Annotated in this window: 21 protein-coding genes, 1 tRNA gene and 1 pseudogene; 14 read left to right on the top strand and 9 right to left on the bottom strand. The window is 41.8% G+C overall.

From position 1 onward, the window contains the following. Window positions 1–65: 65 nt before the first annotated feature. A tRNA-Gly gene (locus ACE3PQ_RS08660) sits at window positions 66–141 on the bottom strand. Between the two features lie 215 nt (window positions 142–356). Between ACE3PQ_RS08660 and ACE3PQ_RS08655 the strand changes: the two genes are divergently transcribed. The 7 genes from ACE3PQ_RS08655 (at window position 357) to ACE3PQ_RS08625 (ending at window position 4,787) form a co-directional block, all read left to right on the top strand. Next, a complete protein-coding gene (locus tag ACE3PQ_RS08655) occupies window positions 357–1,160 on the top strand; it encodes a M48 family metallopeptidase (protein ID WP_374296954.1) in 804 nt (267 codons plus the stop codon). Between the two features lie 169 nt (window positions 1,161–1,329). Beyond that, complete coding sequence (locus ACE3PQ_RS08650) at window positions 1,330–1,647, top strand: BolA family protein (protein ID WP_374296953.1); 318 nt, start codon at window positions 1,330–1,332, stop codon at window positions 1,645–1,647. Between the two features lie 63 nt (window positions 1,648–1,710). Beyond that, window positions 1,711–2,103 (top strand): SirB2 family protein, encoded by a 393-nt coding sequence (locus tag ACE3PQ_RS08645; RefSeq protein ID WP_298891908.1) that lies wholly within the window; start codon window positions 1,711–1,713, stop codon window positions 2,101–2,103. Between the two features lie 114 nt (window positions 2,104–2,217). Beyond that, window positions 2,218–3,063, top strand: a complete 846-nt coding sequence (locus ACE3PQ_RS08640) for a ParA family protein (RefSeq protein ID WP_374296950.1) — start codon at window positions 2,218–2,220, stop codon at window positions 3,061–3,063. After that, on the top strand, window positions 3,063–3,452 hold the full coding sequence (locus ACE3PQ_RS08635) for a hypothetical protein (RefSeq protein WP_374296948.1): 390 nt from the start codon (window positions 3,063–3,065) through the stop codon (window positions 3,450–3,452). The genes ACE3PQ_RS08640 and ACE3PQ_RS08635 overlap by 1 nt, the downstream gene beginning before the upstream one ends. A gap of 168 nt (window positions 3,453–3,620) precedes the next feature. Next, on the top strand, window positions 3,621–4,214 hold the full coding sequence (locus ACE3PQ_RS08630) for a LysE family translocator (RefSeq protein ID WP_374296946.1): 594 nt from the start codon (window positions 3,621–3,623) through the stop codon (window positions 4,212–4,214). Between the two features lie 243 nt (window positions 4,215–4,457). Beyond that, the gene (locus ACE3PQ_RS08625) at window positions 4,458–4,787 is read left to right on the top strand and encodes a hypothetical protein (protein ID WP_374296944.1); all 330 of its coding nucleotides are present in this window, start codon (window positions 4,458–4,460) and stop codon (window positions 4,785–4,787) included. 108 nt (window positions 4,788–4,895) lie between these two features. Here ACE3PQ_RS08625 and murJ read toward each other — a convergent pair whose 3' ends face one another. Both murJ and ampD read right to left on the bottom strand, forming a co-directional pair. After that, window positions 4,896–6,443, bottom strand: coding sequence for a murein biosynthesis integral membrane protein MurJ (murJ, locus tag ACE3PQ_RS08620; RefSeq protein WP_374296942.1), 1,548 nt, complete (start codon window positions 6,441–6,443; stop codon window positions 4,896–4,898). Window positions 6,444–6,526: 83 nt separating this feature from the next. Further along, window positions 6,527–7,090 carry a 1,6-anhydro-N-acetylmuramyl-L-alanine amidase AmpD gene (gene ampD, locus ACE3PQ_RS08615; RefSeq protein WP_374296940.1) on the bottom strand — a complete coding sequence of 188 codons (564 nt, stop codon included), beginning with the start codon at window positions 7,088–7,090 and terminating at the stop codon, window positions 6,527–6,529. 183 nt (window positions 7,091–7,273) lie between these two features. Between ampD and nadC the strand changes: the two genes are divergently transcribed. Together nadC and ACE3PQ_RS08605 are read left to right on the top strand one after the other, a co-directional pair. After that, window positions 7,274–8,116 (top strand): carboxylating nicotinate-nucleotide diphosphorylase, encoded by an 843-nt coding sequence (nadC, locus tag ACE3PQ_RS08610; protein ID WP_374296938.1) that lies wholly within the window; start codon window positions 7,274–7,276, stop codon window positions 8,114–8,116. A 12-nt stretch (window positions 8,117–8,128) separates the two neighbouring features. Beyond that, window positions 8,129–8,509: a winged helix-turn-helix domain-containing protein gene (locus ACE3PQ_RS08605; RefSeq protein ID WP_374296936.1), complete on the top strand. Its 381-nt coding sequence runs from the start codon at window positions 8,129–8,131 to the stop codon at window positions 8,507–8,509. A gap of 178 nt (window positions 8,510–8,687) precedes the next feature. Here the strand turns inward: ACE3PQ_RS08605 and ACE3PQ_RS08600 are convergent, their stop codons facing one another. From ACE3PQ_RS08600 to ACE3PQ_RS08575, 6 genes are all read right to left on the bottom strand, one after another. Continuing rightward, window positions 8,688–9,974 carry a DUF4113 domain-containing protein gene (locus ACE3PQ_RS08600; protein WP_374296934.1) on the bottom strand — a complete coding sequence of 429 codons (1,287 nt, stop codon included), beginning with the start codon at window positions 9,972–9,974 and terminating at the stop codon, window positions 8,688–8,690. Window positions 9,975–9,987: 13 nt separating this feature from the next. Further along, on the bottom strand, window positions 9,988–10,476 hold the full coding sequence (locus ACE3PQ_RS08595) for a LexA family protein (protein WP_374296962.1): 489 nt from the start codon (window positions 10,474–10,476) through the stop codon (window positions 9,988–9,990). A 258-nt stretch (window positions 10,477–10,734) separates the two neighbouring features. Next, on the bottom strand, window positions 10,735–11,352 hold the full coding sequence (locus ACE3PQ_RS08590) for an ATP-binding cassette domain-containing protein (RefSeq protein WP_374296960.1): 618 nt from the start codon (window positions 11,350–11,352) through the stop codon (window positions 10,735–10,737). A gap of 29 nt (window positions 11,353–11,381) precedes the next feature. After that, on the bottom strand, window positions 11,382–12,077 hold the full coding sequence (gene modB / locus ACE3PQ_RS08585; protein WP_374296958.1) for a molybdate ABC transporter permease subunit: 696 nt from the start codon (window positions 12,075–12,077) through the stop codon (window positions 11,382–11,384). Beyond that, window positions 12,074–12,874, bottom strand: coding sequence for a molybdate ABC transporter substrate-binding protein (gene modA / locus ACE3PQ_RS08580; protein ID WP_374296932.1), 801 nt, complete (start codon window positions 12,872–12,874; stop codon window positions 12,074–12,076). Before modA ends, modB begins: the two co-directional genes overlap by 4 nt. Before the next feature lie 175 nt (window positions 12,875–13,049). Continuing rightward, window positions 13,050–13,706, bottom strand: coding sequence for a sterol desaturase family protein (locus tag ACE3PQ_RS08575; RefSeq protein ID WP_374296930.1), 657 nt, complete (start codon window positions 13,704–13,706; stop codon window positions 13,050–13,052). 412 nt (window positions 13,707–14,118) lie between these two features. Here ACE3PQ_RS08575 and ACE3PQ_RS08570 point away from each other — a divergent pair, with 412 nt between their 5' ends. The 5 genes and pseudogenes from ACE3PQ_RS08570 to ACE3PQ_RS08550 all read left to right on the top strand — a co-directional run. Further along, entirely contained in the window at window positions 14,119–15,129 is a 1,011-nt protein-coding gene (locus ACE3PQ_RS08570; RefSeq protein WP_374296927.1) for an AraC family transcriptional regulator ligand-binding domain-containing protein, read from the top strand. Between the two features lie 117 nt (window positions 15,130–15,246). Then, a complete protein-coding gene (locus ACE3PQ_RS08565; protein ID WP_374296925.1) occupies window positions 15,247–16,605 on the top strand; it encodes an MATE family efflux transporter in 1,359 nt (452 codons plus the stop codon). Window positions 16,606–16,772: 167 nt separating this feature from the next. Continuing rightward, window positions 16,773–17,264, top strand: coding sequence for a hypothetical protein (locus ACE3PQ_RS08560; protein WP_374296923.1), 492 nt, complete (start codon window positions 16,773–16,775; stop codon window positions 17,262–17,264). A gap of 81 nt (window positions 17,265–17,345) precedes the next feature. Beyond that, a complete protein-coding gene (dtd, locus tag ACE3PQ_RS08555) occupies window positions 17,346–17,786 on the top strand; it encodes a D-aminoacyl-tRNA deacylase (protein WP_374296956.1) in 441 nt (146 codons plus the stop codon). A gap of 111 nt (window positions 17,787–17,897) precedes the next feature. Continuing rightward, a pseudogene (locus ACE3PQ_RS08550) lies at window positions 17,898–17,995 on the top strand (IS1595 family transposase); the annotation flags it as partial.

Here is a 17,995-nt window from a genome sequence, read left to right as displayed (position 1 = left end):
CTTTCTAAGTGATTGAAAGCAGGCATAAAAAAAGCCCCAATCTTTTGATTGAGGCTTTTAGAATTTGGAGCGGGAAACGAGACTCGAACTCGCGACCCCAACCTTGGCAAGGTTGTGCTCTACCAACTGAGCTATTCCCGCATGCGCCACATCATAGCGCATTGGCGATTTTGGTCAAGCAGTTTTCGATTTCTGAATCGCCGAATGCACATTTATTCATCTTTTCTTTATCCTTTGTTATCAGGTTTATTCATCTTTTGTCTACGTTGTCAGCTCTCGTTATCAATTTTTATACTTAATTCGCAATATCATCGTTATACACTGAGTCTAGAAATAGTAAAAATCTCGGAGTAACAATGAAGAAGTTTTTAAACGTAACAGTATTGGCAAGTGCTTTGGCGGTGACAGGATGTACCAGTTCAACATCGACAAGTACCACGGGTGTAGACCGCAAACAATTACTACTGGTATCTGACAGCGAGATCAATGCCTTATCTGCGCAAAGCTACAACCAAATGAAAGCGCAAGCACAGGCAAAAGGTGTATTGAACACCAATAGCGCCCAAAAAGCACGCTTACAGCGCATTGCCAACCGTTTGATTCCACAAGCAAAAGTGCTTCGTCCAGAAGCTTCTTCTTGGAAATGGGAAGTGAACTTAATTAAAAGTGATGAGCTAAATGCGTTCTGTGCGCCAGGTGGCAAAATCATGTTCTACACTGGCATCATCGATCGCCTCAAACTCACTGATGACGAAATCGCTGCGATCATGGGGCACGAGATGGCGCATGCACTACGTGAACATGGTCGTGAGAATGTCTCTCGCCAATATGCACAACAAGCAGGATTAAGCATTTTAGCGGCAGCGACTGGACTATCTGAGGGTCAAGCGCAACTTGCGCAGATGGTTGGTCAGATCGGTATCAGCTTACCGAATAACCGTACGCAGGAGTCTGAAGCCGATATATTAGGCACCGAGCTGATGGCACGTGCAGGGTATAACCCGAATGCGTCAATTAGCCTATGGAAAAAAATGATCTCGGCAAGTAGTGGTAGCTCTCCGCAATTTTTGAGTACCCACCCGAATCCATCGAATCGTATTCAAAACTTACAAGCTTTAATGCCAAAAGTAATGCCACTGTATCAACAAGCAAACCGCTAAACACATATTGTTAAGCAATATTAAAAATACCGCATCGCTCATGATGCGGTGTTTTTTTGCGTGGAATCATATGACCTTGAAGAAAACTTCGTTTTGCTTGAAATATGCTATATTTGTAGCCACTCCTTGCACAATTTTTTTGCGTTATATTTGAATTAAAGGTCGCCTCATGCAACTGCAAACTCAACTTGAAGAATTACTACAACAATTCTCACCAATCCATTTGGAAATTTTGAATGAATCCTCAGGTCATGGTGGTTATTTCCCTGGGAAAGAAAGTCATTTTAAAGTGACCATTGTCAGTGATGTTTTTCAAGGTTTGCGCTTGGTGCAACGCCATCAAAAAGTCTATGGCTTAGTCGGTGATTTACTTGCGTCTTCCAAGATTCACGCCTTAGCTATTCATGCCTATACTCAGGATGAATGGACAGGTGAACGTCCTGACAGTCCAAATTGTGCGCACGCACCAAAGCATGCAAGCAGTTAACTTTATTTCAGTTTTTTATTATTATTTTTCATTTCAAGCCACTATTTTAGCTAGAGAACTACTATGGATCAGCACCTATTGATTAAAATCATACATATGTCGATTGCCAGTTTGGTGTTTATTTTATTGATTGTACGTGCTTTTCCGATTTTGATTTTAAAAAAGTGGACGGTTGAACGCACTGTGTCCAACAAGATCATCGTCGGACTACAACATTTCAGTTATAGTGTGTTGATTTTGTCGGGATTGTGGCTCCTTTGGGACAATCAATTTCAGGTTGAAATGTGGTTTTATGCCAAAGTGATTTTATTTTTGGTGATTTTATCTGCATCATTCAAAGCATTTAGTCGCAAGTCAGCGCGTTTATTGGTGCAACGTCAAGCAGGCTTAGTGATTGCGATTGTGGCATTTCTTGCCTTATTCGCTTTGATCGGGATCAAACCACAGCTCGGCTAGATTTTGAACAGATTGTTTTTTAATGATGTCATTACTAACATATTTTTTGACTGATTTTACTAACTTGTTTTTTGAATTGGTTCGATACAACCAAAAGAAGGAATGGAGAACAACATGCTAACTCGCGTTGTATTTAACCAAAAAGGTGGTGTAGGCAAATCAAGCATTACCGTTAACTTAGCAGCGATCAGTGCCGCACAGGGCTATCGTACTTTAGTGATCGATCTTGATCCACAATCGAACTCAAGTCAATACATTCTAGGCAGTGCACATGACAGTTTGCACACAGGTACGGAACTGCCAACTTTTGGCCCGAATATGTATCACTTCTTTGAAGAGGTCGTGGCTCAACCTCAAGGCAAAGGCATTCTCGGTTCGGCAATTGGTTCGATCTTAAATAATAAAGTCAAAGGCTTAGATGCCGTGATTCATCAAAGTCCGTTTCCAAATTTGCATGTGATTCCATCGAGTGCAGAGCTTGGCTCACTAGAGCATGCGCTTGAATCGAAACATAAAATTTACAAACTGCGTGATGCTTTGCATAAAATCGCATCACAATATGATCGGGTCTATATTGACACCCCGCCAGCATTTAACTTCTTTACCTTGTCTGCGTTGATTGCGTCGAATCGTGTCTTGATTCCATTTGACTGTGACGTGTTCTCACACCGTGCATTACTCACGCTACTTGAAAATGTCGTCGAAACTCGTCAAGATCATAATGATGACTTGGCTGTGGAAGGTGTGATTGTCAATCAGTTCCAAGCCCAAGCCAAGCTTCCAAAGGAAATCGTGGCACAGCTTCGTCAGGATCAACTGCCTGTATTTGACACCATGCTACCGCCATCTGTGATGATGAAAGAATCGCACCTGAAGAATCTACCGTTGATTCACTTGGCTGCAGATCACAAGCTGACACAGACTTACCGCCAACTATTTGACGAGATTGAGCGTGAATAATGAATAAACTCACTTTAGCAACTGCTTTGGCGTCAAGCCTTATTCTAGGTGCTTGTGCAACTGGTCCAGTCAAACCCGCCTATGTTTCACCAACCCAGTATCAATCGTGGAACTGCGCACAGCTTCACACCGAATACGCACGTATCGGCAAATATGTCAGTGATGGTGTTGAACCTGAAAAGCGTACAGGTATGGGCGTTGGTGTCGGACTTGGTGTCGGTGGCTGGGGTGGCGGTTGGGGCGTTCGCCCGAACATCTCAGTGAATATGGGGCAATCGAGCAACAGCAAACGCACAGAAATTGCTAAACTCTATGGTCAACAAGATGCAATCGCACAAGCGGCACAATTTAAAAATTGTCCAATTCAAAATCCACGTACAAGTAATTAACCAAATCCTCAACACATTGTCATGCAACACTATTTTCAAATAGTGCAAGTTACAAACTCATACTTTGATGCAATTTTCAGCAATATTATCTTGGGAATTGCATCATAATTGTTTAACTTACGCTCTCCTAACTTCCTCACAGATCCCTGTGACTATTGAACCACTTTTATGATCGAATATGGCTTTATTCTTATTGCACTGTTTGCTGTGATGATTATCCCTGGACCAACCAACGCATTGTTGGCGAGTTCTGCACAGCAAATCGGTATGCAAAAATCACTTCGCTTGATTCCTGCGGAGTTGATTGGCTATATGTATGCGATGGCACTGTGGTGGTTGATCGTTGCATTTACCGATGATATTTGGCCTTTATTTATTGATATTCTCCATTTTGCCAGTGCGATCTATGTTTTTTGGCTCGCATTTCGTCTGTGGAAAATGAAACATCTGCATGCGCATAGTCAACGCAATAAAAATATCAAAGCCATGCAACTGTTTTACTCCACCTTTAAGAATCCAAAAGCAGCACTGTTCTCTGTCGGAATATTCCCACACGAAACGTGGAGCAATATCGAAAGCTATGCCCTCAGCATGTTGCTATTTAGTGCAGTATTGATTCCATCGGCTTTATTTTGGATGTTTTACGGCAGTCGCTTACTGACGGGTCGCTTCAAAGGCATCAACCAAGAGCAACTCTACCGCAGTTCTGCACTGTTGTTGTTAGTCTGTATGTTGCCAATCCTTTTACGTTTCTTTAACTAATCCATTCGTCTTTCATTGTAAACACCCACCCAATTCGCAAAAATTGTCACTTCCTACCCTTTTATTTACAAAATAATTTGTGAAATACCCAGATAAATCAACATAAAAAGCGACATATTTAACAAAAATAATAAATAAAGTTTGAAATCTGTCATCAAGCATAGTATTTTAGTTATTAATGAGAATTTTATTATTTACAACAACGATTGTGGATACAATCAATAGCCTATCGGGGAGTCCGTGATGCAAGTTAAATCGGTAATGCTGATGTTGAGCATGACTGTCGGTTTCGCGTCATATACACACTCAGCTCAAATTCAACCGCAAACGCCTAAGCAAGAAGCGTCAATTATCAAATCTGTTGCCGATGCGAAAAAGACCACAGCAACGGTGAAAGATGCGAGCCAACTGACTGCACTGGATAAAATGATCCAAAGCGCAAAGTTGTCTGCTGCATCAAAACCTTCGACTGAAGAAAGCCAAGCACTCGCTAAGCTCAATAACCAAAAACTCAGCGTGGTTTCTCGTAGTAAGAAGTTTAGCAATCTATTCCAAAATCTGTTTGGTAGTTAATGTGACCAAAATAGAATCGGCATAGAAAACGATTTTACCTTCCTCCAAAAGCTGTCTTCGGACAGCTTTTTTTATGGGATATAACATTAATTGAGGTGCAATAGCTGTTTAAGGTCGTAAGTGTCGAGGTCGAAATCCAACCAACAATAACGCAACAGCATAAGTCGCTGCACCAACGATACACAGTAGCGCAAGCATTAGAATGCGCATCCAAGCACTTGCATCGCCATCAAACCATTGTAAACCGAACCATAAAGCAATGATCATCGCAATATTCGCAATGGAGAATTGCACTATGGTTTTTTTCCAATGCCCTTCAAAACGATAAATATTCCGACGATGCAATGCTACATAGAGCAATCCTGCATTTACCAACGCCGAGCCTGATGAAGCAAGTGCTAGTGCCATGTGTTGCTCTTTCCAACCGATGAGATGGAAAATCCCAAGCAGAATAATGGTAATGAGCATGTTGGCGAACACGGTGATTAAACCGATACGTACAGGGGTTTTGGTATCTTGCTGTGCATAAAATCCTGGTGCAAACACTTTGATCAACATAAATGAAATCACGCCTGCGCTCATACATTGCAATGCCAAAGCGGTCATTTGCGTATCACGTAGGGTAAATTCACCATGTTGGAACAGCGTTTGAATAATCGGTGTAGCAAGCATACCCAATGCAATACTGGCAGGTACACCCACCAAGATAATGACTTTCGCTGCCCAGTCGATCATGGCACGAAATTTTGTGGCATCTTGCTCTGCATGGCGACTAGAGAGCGAGGGTAAAATCACTGTACCAATCGCCACACCAATCAAGCCCAGTGGCAACTCAGTCATTCGCTCTGCGGTATACAGCCACGATACCGAACCATCTTGCATATGAGATGCCCAAAAGGTATTGAGCAATAAATTGATCTGTGTCACCGACACACCAAACAACGCAGGCAACATCAATTTTAAAATACGCTGTACCCCTTCATGCTTAAAATCGAGCTTTGGTGGAATCAGCAATTTTTTACGCCATAACTGCGGGAGCTGTAAAGCAATTTGTAATACCCCTGCAATCAACACGCCCCAACCCAATGACATGATCGCAGGATCAGGATACATTTTTGGTGCTAAAAATAATGCCGCAAAAATCATACTCAGATTGAGTAATACAGGCGCAAATGCAGGTGTGGTAAACGAGCCATAACTATTCAAAATACTTCCTGCAAATGCCGTCAACGACATAAATAACAAGTATGGAAAAGTCAGACGAAATAAATCAATGAGCTGTGCGAATTTTGCAGGATCATCAGCGAAACCACCTGCATAGACGTAGAGAATCGCAGGCGCCGCCACCATCGCAATCATGGTCAGCAAACTCATGATCAGCAATAATCCACCAAATACACGACTAACGAGTATTTGCACTTCTTCATGCGTTTTTGAGGTTTTATATTCTGTGAGTACGGGAATAAAGGCTTGAGAAAATGCGCCTTCAGCAAACAGTCGCCGAAAGAAATTAGGGATACGGAACGCCACCACGAAGGTATCGAAGTCTTTTCCTGCACCAAATACATTGAGCAAGACCATATCTCGTATCAAGCCTAAGATGCGTGACAACATGGTCATCGCACTGACAATGACCGTAGAGCGCCATAACGCCATCGCCGTTTTCCCAATTTTAAAAGTGCTTATTGTAGATGAATTTTTAGAATTTGCATGTGCTAGACCATGTAAATCCAATGAATTTATGTAGAACGTGTCTGCTGTAAAAGCTGACGCAACTTTTGCCAATCAAAAAAATCACCTGGATCGGTCTTACGCTGTGGCGCAATATCCGAATGCCCTGCTAGATGTTGTTTGGTTTTTGGATAGGCTTTTTCTAATGCAATAATCACTTGGCTGAGTTGTTGATATTGCACATCCTCAAAGGGTAAATCATCACTGCCCTCAAGCTCGATACCGATAGAATAATCATTACATTCCACTTGCCCGAGATAGCTCGAACGCCCTGCATGCCAAGCTCGATCGTTAAAGTTGACAAACTGTAAAAGCTCTCCAGTGCGCAAAATCAGCAAATGCGCTGAAACCTGCATGCCTCGAATGGTTTCAAAATAAGGATGCTTGCTGTGATCGAGTTGATTTTGAAAAAATTGCTCGATATAACCACCACCAAACTGCGATGGTGGCAAGCTAATATTATGAATCACTACCAGACGAATATCGGTCTGCTCAGGTCGTGCGTTAAAGTTCGGTGAAGCAATTTGCTGAGCGATATTCAATCGCCCCTGTTCAATTTTTAGTCCAGTCATGATGCGCAAAATTTTATTTAATCTGATGTCATACGCATTATATTACTTGAGTTGTTGCACGTGCGCTGTGTAAATCTTTTTCTGCATTGATTATTTTTCAGTAAGTCATACAGGGCATATCAGCCATCACAAAAAATCCGCTATAATCAGCCTCAATTTTCATCATCCCTTTTTGAGTACACCATGATTTCGTCAACGATGCTTGAACAAGCGATCCAAATTAATGTCCAACATGCCCTTGCAGAAGATATTGGCGATGGCGACATTACCGCACAGCTCACGCCTGCGGACGAGATTGCCCACGCACGTGTGATTACTCGGGAAGACATGGTGCTTGCAGGTCGTCCGTGGGTCGATGCAATATTTGCCCAACTTGATCCAACTGTTGAAGTGATTTGGTTAAAAAATGATGGCGATACTGTGCTTGCCAATGAAGCCTTTTTAGAACTCAAAGGCAACGCACGTAGCTTACTCACAGGTGAACGTCCTGCGCTCAACTTCGTCCAGACTTTATCTGCGGTAGCAACCAAAGTGAACGGTTATGTGAAATTACTTGATGGATTAAATACCAAGATTTTGGACACTCGTAAAACCTTACCGGGCTTACGCATCGCACAAAAATATGCGGTAACCATGGGTGGTGGTCAAAACCATCGCATTGGCTTGTTTGACGCGTTCCTCATCAAAGAAAATCACATCATGGCGGCAGGTGGTATTGCCCAAGCAATTGCACAAGCGCATCAAATTGCACCGAATAAACCTGTGGAAGTCGAAGTCGAAAGTTTTGATGAGTTATCGCAAGCACTTGAGGCTGGTGCGGATATTGTGATGCTCGATAACTTTAGTCAGCAAGAAATGATTGACGCAGTGAAATTAGTCGATGGGCGTTGCAAACTCGAAGCATCGGGCAACATTACCGTGGAACGCTTGCGTGAAGTTGCATCGACTGGTGTGGACTATATTTCAATGGGTGCGCTGACTAAAGATGTGCAAGCTATTGATTTATCAATGCGTTTCGTCAAATAGAATTTCATTCCGATGACTCAATCAGCGCATTTCAGCCTTAAACTTCGCATTTATAATGATGATGAGATTGCCTTTGGACCAGGGAAAGCCGAGCTACTCCAAGCCATTCACGCAACAGGTTCAATCTCTAAAGCAGCCAAACAGATGAATATGAGCTACCGTCGTGCTTGGCAGTTGGTCGATACCATGAATCGGAATTTCATCTCGCCCTTGGTAACGACGCAAACAGGTGGCTCACATGGTGGTGGTGCGCAAGTCACTGCATTTGGTTTGGAAGTCGTTGAAAAATATCAACAGATGCAGACGATTGCCAAGCAAAGTGTTGAAAGTGAAATGGTAGATTTTTCTAAGTTAATTCAGAATGTTAGTAAAAAATTTACGCAAAATAATTGATGAAAATTCATAGCTTTGAATTGTAATAGGCAGATTCCAACCAAGTCAAAAAATTAAAAGTGATTTTGTTAATAAAACAAAATACAAAACAATGCCATGATGTACAGTGACCATTTTTATGCTTTTCAATAAAAAAATCCCCAAGATGACTCTCAGGGATTTGTACTGAATATTAACTCTAATTAACTTGCAAAAAACTCCCCACACGAAACGGATTAGCACTTAACTTTTCACGACTCATTTGCCAGTTATGCTTTTTATTGTGTACCGCACCCAATGACAATTTTGCTTTGCCGAATTTATCATGCACATTTTCAAAAGTTGCCATCAGCCGTTCAATTTCTTGAACTTGTTGCATGTCTGTGAGTAAGTCATAAGTATGTTTAGCTTTAGGTTCAAGGCACGTTAAAACCACACCACACTTTTTAAATCGAATCCCTTTTTGATAGAGTGTTGCAATCATCTTAGTGGCATAGCTACTCATCAAAAGTAGATCGTCGGTTGGTTCGGGAAAACTAAAAGATACTGATTTGTTATAAAACGGCATGCTTTCATCAAAGGGATTAGATTGTACGAAAACCATCATACAACCGCACAAGAGCGCATCATCTCGCAAACGCTTAAACGCATCTTGTACATACGCACGGATTGCAGACTGTAAATCGACTAATTCAGTCACACGCTGTCCGAAAGAGCGACTAGAAATGATTTGTTGCTTTGCATCGGGTGTATGTTCAATCTCGATACATGACGTACCTTGTAGCTCAAGCACGGTTCTTTGCATGACTACGGAAAACTGCTTGCGTATAAAGCTATCATTTGCACTAGCCAAGTCCAATACATTAGTAATACCGATACTTTGCAGTTTCTTACTGTGCTTACGTCCTACTCCCCAAACTTCACTCACATCAATTTGAGAAAATAAACCTTCTTTTGCAGTTAGACTCATCTCGTAAAGATTACAAATTCCGCCAAATTGCTGATTTTTCTTGGCGATGTGATTGGCTATTTTCGCTTCGGTTTTAGTTGTACCGATGCCGATGCACACAGGTAAACTTAACCACTGCCAAAGTCTTGCTTTAATCTTCTGTGCCATTTGATCAAGGTCAAAATTACGATGCCGTGTTAAGTCTAAAAAGCATTCGTCAATTGAATAAATTTCTTGTTCGCCTAGACCGACAAAATCAAAAAGGACGCTGTGAAATCGACGTGACATTTCACCATACAAGGCATAGTTACTTGATAGGACTTGGATTTGATGCTGTTTGATCATGTCTTGCATCTTAAACAATGGTGTACCCATCTTTATGCCTAAGTCTTTGACTTCCTGACTTCTGGCGATGATACACCCATCGTTATTAGATAGCACGATTACGGGCACATTATTTAGCTTAGCACTGAACGCACGTTCGCAACTGACATAACAATTGTTGATGTCTACCAGTGCAAATATTCGATTCTGCATGATACTAACTCGACTATTTACGCTTACGCAGGGGCTTAATGATATTGGTAACGACTCCCCATATTTGCAGTTCTTGACCATCAAGAAAGTGTATGTCTGAGTATTCAGGATTTTCGGCTTTAAGATAAGTTTCTTGCGGGGTAATGATGAGTCGTTTAACGGTAAACTCATTATCTACAAGCGCAATAACAATCTCACCATCGTGCGCATTTAAGCTCCGATCAACAATCAATTGATCGCCCACATCTATGCCAGCATTGAGCATAGATAAGGAATTAACTTCAACAATGAATGTTGCCGATTGGTTATCAATCAAAAACTCATTTAAATCAATAGAGCGGTCAATATAGTCATTCGCAGGGGACGGAAAGCCTGCCGATACTCGATCAAGTACAAAGGGTATGCTCACTGTAGTTTTGGCAACTATAGGGCGTATATCGTGCGAAGACACGCTTTCAAGTAAGGCGTTTAAAGTTGGGCTTGGACTGCCATTTTCACCCATCAGATTTTGCAATGAACGCCATGCATCATCTGAGAAATAGACTTGCAATTTCTTAGTCATATTAGAACTCCTATGCAACTTGGCATGTTTGAAGTTATCTGCAATGAATAGGATACGGTGATTTGCAAAAATGATGCAACCACTATAAACCTAATAAAATCAAATGAGCGTCAAAATAAGTCGTGCTGTGATGAGGTTTAATTCCTTACTTCCCAATACAAAACGATCCAAAGATTTTCCCAAGCTTAATATTCCAAACTACAAACACCACACTTCATCAGTCAGTTGCTTAATTTCATTAATATCATGACTGACATAGAGCATCGGAATATTGGTCTGATCTCGAATCTGCTGAAAGAACGGAATAATCTCCTGCTTATGCGCTGTATCTAACGCAGACAATGGCTCATCCAGTAGCAAAATATTCGGGGAATACAATAACGCTCGACCCAGCGCAACACGCTGTTTTTCACCGCCTGAGAGTTTGATCGGCATACGCTCTAACAGATGCTCTAATTTCAATAATTCCACCACTTGATCCAACTGAAAATGTCGCTGTGATGATTCAATATGCTGAAAACCAAACAATAAATTCTTTTTTACCGAGAAATGTGGAAATAACTGTGCATCTTGAAAGACTAAACCGACACGGCGCTGTTGTACGGATTGATTGATATTGTTTTTCTCATCAAAAAAGCATTGATCTTGAATATGAATCTTGCCTTTTTGCGGTGTCACAATCCCCGCCACACTATGTAAAATCGAAGTTTTCCCCGCACCTGATGCACCAAACAAGCCTAGCACTTGTTGATTGGTCTGATACTGCGCTTCAAGCTGAAATTGCCCCAAAGATAATACAATATCAATATCTATCACGGACGACTTTTCCTGATTCATTGCGTCGGTCATAGCGCACCCCGAAGCCGTTTTTGCCGACGCTGGAACCACTGCGCAAACCACAAAGCGAGAAAAGCAATCGCTAAGGAAATGATAATTAAACGATTTAAAGCATCTTCGCTATTCGGCTGTTGCATCAGACTGTACATCGCAAGCGGTAAGGTACGTGTTTCTTCGGCGATGTTACCGACAAAGCTGATGGTTGCACCAAACTCGCCTAAACTGCGACAAAAACACAATATTAACCCGACCAGAATGCCACTACTCGCCAATGGCAAGGTGATCTGCCGAAAAGCCGCAAAGCGAGATGCCCCCAGAGTCATGGCGGCGATTTCTAGGCGCTGATCAACCAATTCGATGGCAAGACGAATCGACTGTACCAACAGCGGAAAGCCCATCACTGCCGAAGCGAGTACCGCCCCTTTCCAGTTAAACGCCAACTCGAATCCCAAGTAACTAAAATATTTGCCGATCACGCCATTATTACCAAATAGTTGCAGCAGCAAATAACCTGGCACAACAGGCGGCAGCACTAAGGGCAGAAAGATCAATGTTTCTAACAGGGATTTCCCCAAAAACTCTTTGCGTGCCAATAGCCAACCGAAGAATAATGCAGGAATAATATTCAGCAAAAGACAACCTAATGCGACTTTACAGGACAGTTGCAGTAGGCTGATTTCTTCAGGACTTAACGCAAACATTATTTACGTTTTGCAGTTGGATGTAGTGGAATAAAGCCATACTTTTTAAAAATCGCTTCGGCTTTTTTTCCTTGGATGAATTGATACATACGTTGTGTTTCTGTGGATTGATCAAGTTTCGCCACAGGATACACCACCGCAGGATAGCTTCCTACAGGGAATGTACCAACGACTTTGACTTTATCGCTAATCGCAGCATCGGTCGCATAGACAATGCCGAGCTGACACTCACCACGTTCCACAAAAGTCAGTGCACCACGCACATCTTCAGTTTCTACAAGTTTTGGTTGTACCGTCGTCCACCAATCCAGTGAAGTGAGTGCCGACTTTGCATATTTTCCTACAGGTACGCTGTTTGTATTTCCCGTACAGATTCGGCTATTTTTTACAAGGTCTGGCACAGCACCTTTTTTCACATCGAGTTTTGTTTTTTGCTGTTTCGGCACAATCCAAACTAGCGAATTACCGAGTAAATTCACTCGATTTTTGGGATTTACCTGACCTTGCTTTTGCAAATAATCCATCCACTGCAAATCTGCTGACATGAAAATGTCTACTGGTGCGCCTGCTTCGATCTGCTTTGCCAAGGTCGATGAACCTGCAAATGAGGTTTTGACATCGGTTTTATAGGTTTGCTCATACAGTTTTTCGATGTCTTGCAGGGCATTGGTCAAACTTGCGGCGGCAAAGACTGTGGTTGACTCTTTGGCATAATTCATCGTGGAAAAGCCAGTTAAAGCAATGATGCTCATCGTTGTAAATAATTTTTTAATCGCACGATGGCAGTTGGAATGAGTCATGGGAGTTTTCTCAAAATGGAAAATGATGTGTTAATTTTCATTATGTTTTCAAGAATATAGCGCTGGAAAAAAATAAGCAATCCTAAACTAGGGATTGCTTTGATAAAACTGAGAAATTAAAGTGTGAAATTTATGCTGAGTGTTTTATTTTTTGTTTTACGCTTTTGACACAGATTTATGCAATTGAAAGTACGTATTGCCCTTCAGCATCTTTCGATTGCTGAGTTGCACGTTTCTGTGAAACCGCTTTTTGCACGTACTTGGCAGGGAAATATTGATCCACCAGCTGTTTCAATGGCGTTTCAATAAATTTCGGTAAATTGACGCCAAGTGGATTGCGCTCTTGCAAATCTGCTGAAGACACCACTCGTGTACCCATCACATAGTCAAACCACGGCTTAGTCACACACCAGTTGGCATCTTGATTGGCATTCATGTGATGGTCATAGTGCCACGGAATCTTTGCTTTCGCCCAATCAGGTTCAAGGTGTGCACGACGGTGGATATAGTAGTAGTTGAATGCGCTATACCATGTCGCAGCTGCCATACCCTTAGAGAATGGATAAAACATGGCGCTGGTTGTCACTGCAACGATGCCCAAAGACACCACTTCATTTTTGGTACGCCAGTTGCTCAGACCTTCAACATAGCCATCGTCTTCAAACGCTTGCTTACGTACTTCACGATGATGCTCCCAATGTGACTTCATACTACGTGGTACAGGGCTAAATCTCGGCTTTCCTGCTCGATGTGTACCATGCAAAATATATTTATGTGCAACCCATTCGAAGGCATTAACAACGATCAATCCTGCAACAAATCCTTTAATCATAAAAACCACCTGTCTATTTTCTATATTTAGGGTCTGTTGACATTTCACAGATGCTTGCGACTATGGATGTTTTTTAGACGATACTAGGCAGGAATGAGGAAATTTAGTCATTCTAAATGACTCTTTCCTAACGACCTAGCGGCAAAAAACATCCTAGTCCCGAAGGGTTATCGCTAAAACTGCCATAAACTTCGTTATGAAACTTGGCAAGGGAGTGACCATTCCCTTCGTTTCATGCCTCGTTTCTGTAGTTTTAGCTGATAACACAATGCATGTCTGAAACGTCAACAGGCCCTAGTGTAGAGCAATGGAAAGTGGACGTATTGACACTTCATCGGCGTTTGATTGACAAATTACGACAGAAGATTTATAACCATTTTATTGCTTTCTTTGTTGAAAAAATGGTGCATGGATGCAACAGATCACAAGCTATCAAGGCTCGGTATACGGTGGTTTGGGCGATTTATTGTTTAAATATTGCCAAGCTCATCAAGTTTCGATGCCTGCTCAATTACTACAGGTGCAGAATCTAGAGCGTTTTGATTATCAAGTCTGGTATCTACTGCTCAACGAGCTCGATCAACAACTCGATCAACCTGCACTCGGCTTAGAAATTGCCAAATATGTCGAGCTCAAACATCTTGGTGTACTCGGTTATTTGGCTCAAAGTTGCGAACATCTTGGCGAGGCTTTATTACGCTATCATGATTTTTATCGTCTGATCTATGACGGTAGCCCATTGATATTTAAACAAAATCAAGATCATCTCATCATCGGTTGGGATGTCCCCAAAGTCTTTACCACACAGATCACCAACGAGATTGCGATTGCAATCATGTATCAGTTTTTTCGGCATTTTTTGCACATTGATGATGTGGAGTTGATCCAAGTGGATTTCATGCACGCTGCACCAAAAGATGTGATGATTTATCAACGCTATTTCGGTTGTCCTGTGCTATTTTCACAGCCTACTGCGCAGATCGTTTTACCAAGTCATATCTTAAGTAAGCCGATTCGTCATGCCGATCAAACCTTGCAAGATTTACTCACTGCGCAAGCGCAGACATTGCTCAAAGAATTGCCACATACCACGCAACTTGATGAACGATTGCAACAGGCGATTTTAAAACAATTGCAAAAGCAACAACTCAATATTGAATATATTGCAGTACAACTGCACACCTCCGTCAGACAACTTCAGCGCCATTTGCAAAGTCAAAACACCACTTTTCAAGAGCGTGTACAGGCCATTCGCCAAATGCTTGCTTTTAAATATTTGCAAGATCCACATTTGAGTTTGCATGAGATAGCGCTGTTACTCGGTTATTCCGAACAAAGTGCTTTTCAACGTGCTTTTAAACTGTGGACGAAGCACACACCACAGCAATGGCGAAAACAACATTTATCCATTGCTTCAAAATAATTTGAATCATTAATATGAAGTATTCCGAGTATTTCAAGCTACAAATCCGTGCTAGTTTTCACGTCGAATCAGCGTAGAATGAGTGCTTAAATTGCACTATCAAAATAAGATTTTCACATGGAAGTTGCTCAACCCTCGTCAGCGTTTTGGAAACGATTTTTATTTTTTCTTCTTCCACTGATCGCCACCAATATTTTACAAAGCTTATCAGGCACGATTAATACTGTTTTTGTCGGCCAGATGATGGGCGTCGATGCAATTGCAGCGGTTGCGGTATTCTTCCCGATTTTGTTTACGTTACTTGCATTTATTATCGGCTTGTCCGCGGGTTGTACCGTACTGATCGGGCAAGCTTGGGGTGCGCGAGATCATGACAAGTTAAAGCGCATTATCGGTTCAACGCTGTTCATGACTTTGATTGGCGGTACGCTCATTGCCATTTTTGGCGTCTATTTTGCCGAAGAATTGCTTCGATTATTGGGTACAGATGATGAGATCATGCACTTGTCTTTGCCTTTCGTACAATGGATGCTTGCAGGTAGTCCTCTGATTTTTCTATATATTATCTACACCTCAATCATTCGTGGTGTCGGTGATAGCGTCACACCAATGATTGCTTTGGGACTCACAAGCATTGTCGGGTTGATCGTCACACCAACGCTGATCAAAGGCTACTTTGGTTTTCCACAATTAGGAATCATCGCACCTGCAATTGCCACGATTCTAGGCTATTTATTGGTACTGATTTTCCTATTTTTCTATATGAAAATGAAAAATCATCCACTCAAAGTCGATATGGAAATTCTGAAGCAGATTCGCCATCATCCACAGATGAGTATGCTGATTTTAAAACTCAGCGTGCCAACAGGAATTCAAATGGTCACGACTTCCGTGGCAGGCTTGGTTATCATTGGTTTGGTCAATCGCTTTGGCGCAGAAGCGACCGCCGCTTATGGTGCAGTCAATCAAGTTTTAAACTATGTACAATTCCCAGCGATTTCGATTTCCATCGCTGCATCAATCTTTGCCGCCCAAGCCATCGGCTCAAATCACTCGGATGCAGTCGGTCGAGTTACTCGCACTGCTCTCGCAATGAATGTTGCACTCACTGGCTCATTGATTCTCATCGGCTATTTGGCGTCGAAATATTTAATGGCGCTATTTATCACTGAGCCGCATGTCATTGAACTCGGTCAACAATTGCTCTTTATCGTGCTGTGGTCGATTCTATTTTTTGGTGCAAGTGCGGTCTTCGTGGCGATCATGCGAGCCAGTGGTCATGTCATCCAACCCATGCTCATTAATGTCGCTTGTATCCTCTTGATCGAAGTACCGCTCGCCTATCTATTTAGTCGTTGGTGGGGACTTGAAGGAATTTGGTATGGCTATGCAACAGCATTTGTCTTTTTATTTATTTTTCAAGGCTTGTATTATCAATTTGTCTGGAAGCGCAAAGCCATCCACCGCCTAATTTGATGTACATTTGTATATAATACTTGATTAATATTTAAGCGTTGTGTATAAATGCTTCGGTAATTTTGATGATAAACTAACAAATCTTGAGAAAGGGAACAACAATGCAAATATTTCCCATATTGAATACGTTGGGTGACGCACTTAGGGGAAAGGCGTCAAAAGCTATCATGACAGCATGTATTTTTGCCATTGCACTGACGCAAGTAGGTTGTAAAGACACACTTGAGCAACTGACAGGCATGACGCAAGAAGAACATCCAGATGAAGCTTACCAAGCGAAGTTGATTGAAGACTTAAAAGCCTTTGATCAGATTCGTACACAGCAGAACTCTTTATTTATGCAGTTGGATGATCAGCTTGATCTTGCATCAAGTAAGCAAACCACCAACAGCAAAGTCCGTCAAGAACTGCGTGATCTTGCAGGCACTTTAGATAGTCAAAATCAGCAATTTAAACAATTGCATGTGCACACTCCAGAAGTGGCTAGACTACGTAATGCAGTGATGCAACTGAACTATAGCACCATGCAAATCGTGGCTTTGGTAGATAATCCAAATGCTGTGAACAGCCGACTAAATCGCTATAAGAGTATGCAGAAAAATTATCTCAATCGTTATAATCACCTGCGTACAGAAGTCGAGTCTAAATTGGCTTCTTAAGGTCTGAATGGATCTGCCTTGTTGCAGATCAATACCGAGCATCTTACAATTCGCCTCAATCATTCATTGAGGCGTTTTATTTTGCGTGCATTTATTCAGCGTTCCAAGTCTGCACACGTCAGCGTCGATAACAAAATCGTTGGTCAGATTGATCAAGGCTTAGTCGTGCTACTAGGTATTGGACGTGAAGACACTTTAGACAAAGGCAAAAAGCTCATTGATAAAGTCTTGAAATATCGTGTCTTCGATGATGAAAATGGCAAAATGGGTTGGAATGTCGCCCAAGCGAATGGTGGCGTTTTGCTCATTTCACAATTTACATTATACGCTAATACCCAAAAAGGACTGCGTCCAGACTTTGCACCTGCGATGCCACCAGTGGAAGCGAAAGCGTTATATGATGACTTATTAAATTATTTGCGTAGCCAATATGAGCATGTTGCTTCAGGCATTTTTGGTGCAGATATGCAGGTGCATCTGATTAACGATGGTCCTGTTAGCTTTATGCTAGAAGTCGAATAAAACCTCGACAAATTGCAGGATAAAAAAATCCCCCTGACTAAAGGAGGATTTTAGGGATTTATAAAAAATTTAGGGGCTGTAGTAGATTAGCAGAAGTGCTACTCTATGAAAATGAAGATAAATCGTTGTAAATTAGATAAAAATACCCAAAGAAAGCTTGTCGAGTTCTTTGTTGCTGAGGTAACAGCTAGAACTGCGGCCAATTTGCT

This window comes from Acinetobacter sp. (assembly GCF_041911495.1).
Lineage (GTDB): Bacteria > Pseudomonadota > Gammaproteobacteria > Pseudomonadales > Moraxellaceae > Acinetobacter.
Note: the sequence above shows the minus strand (reverse complement) of the source record. Positions and strands in the feature narration are given on the sequence as shown.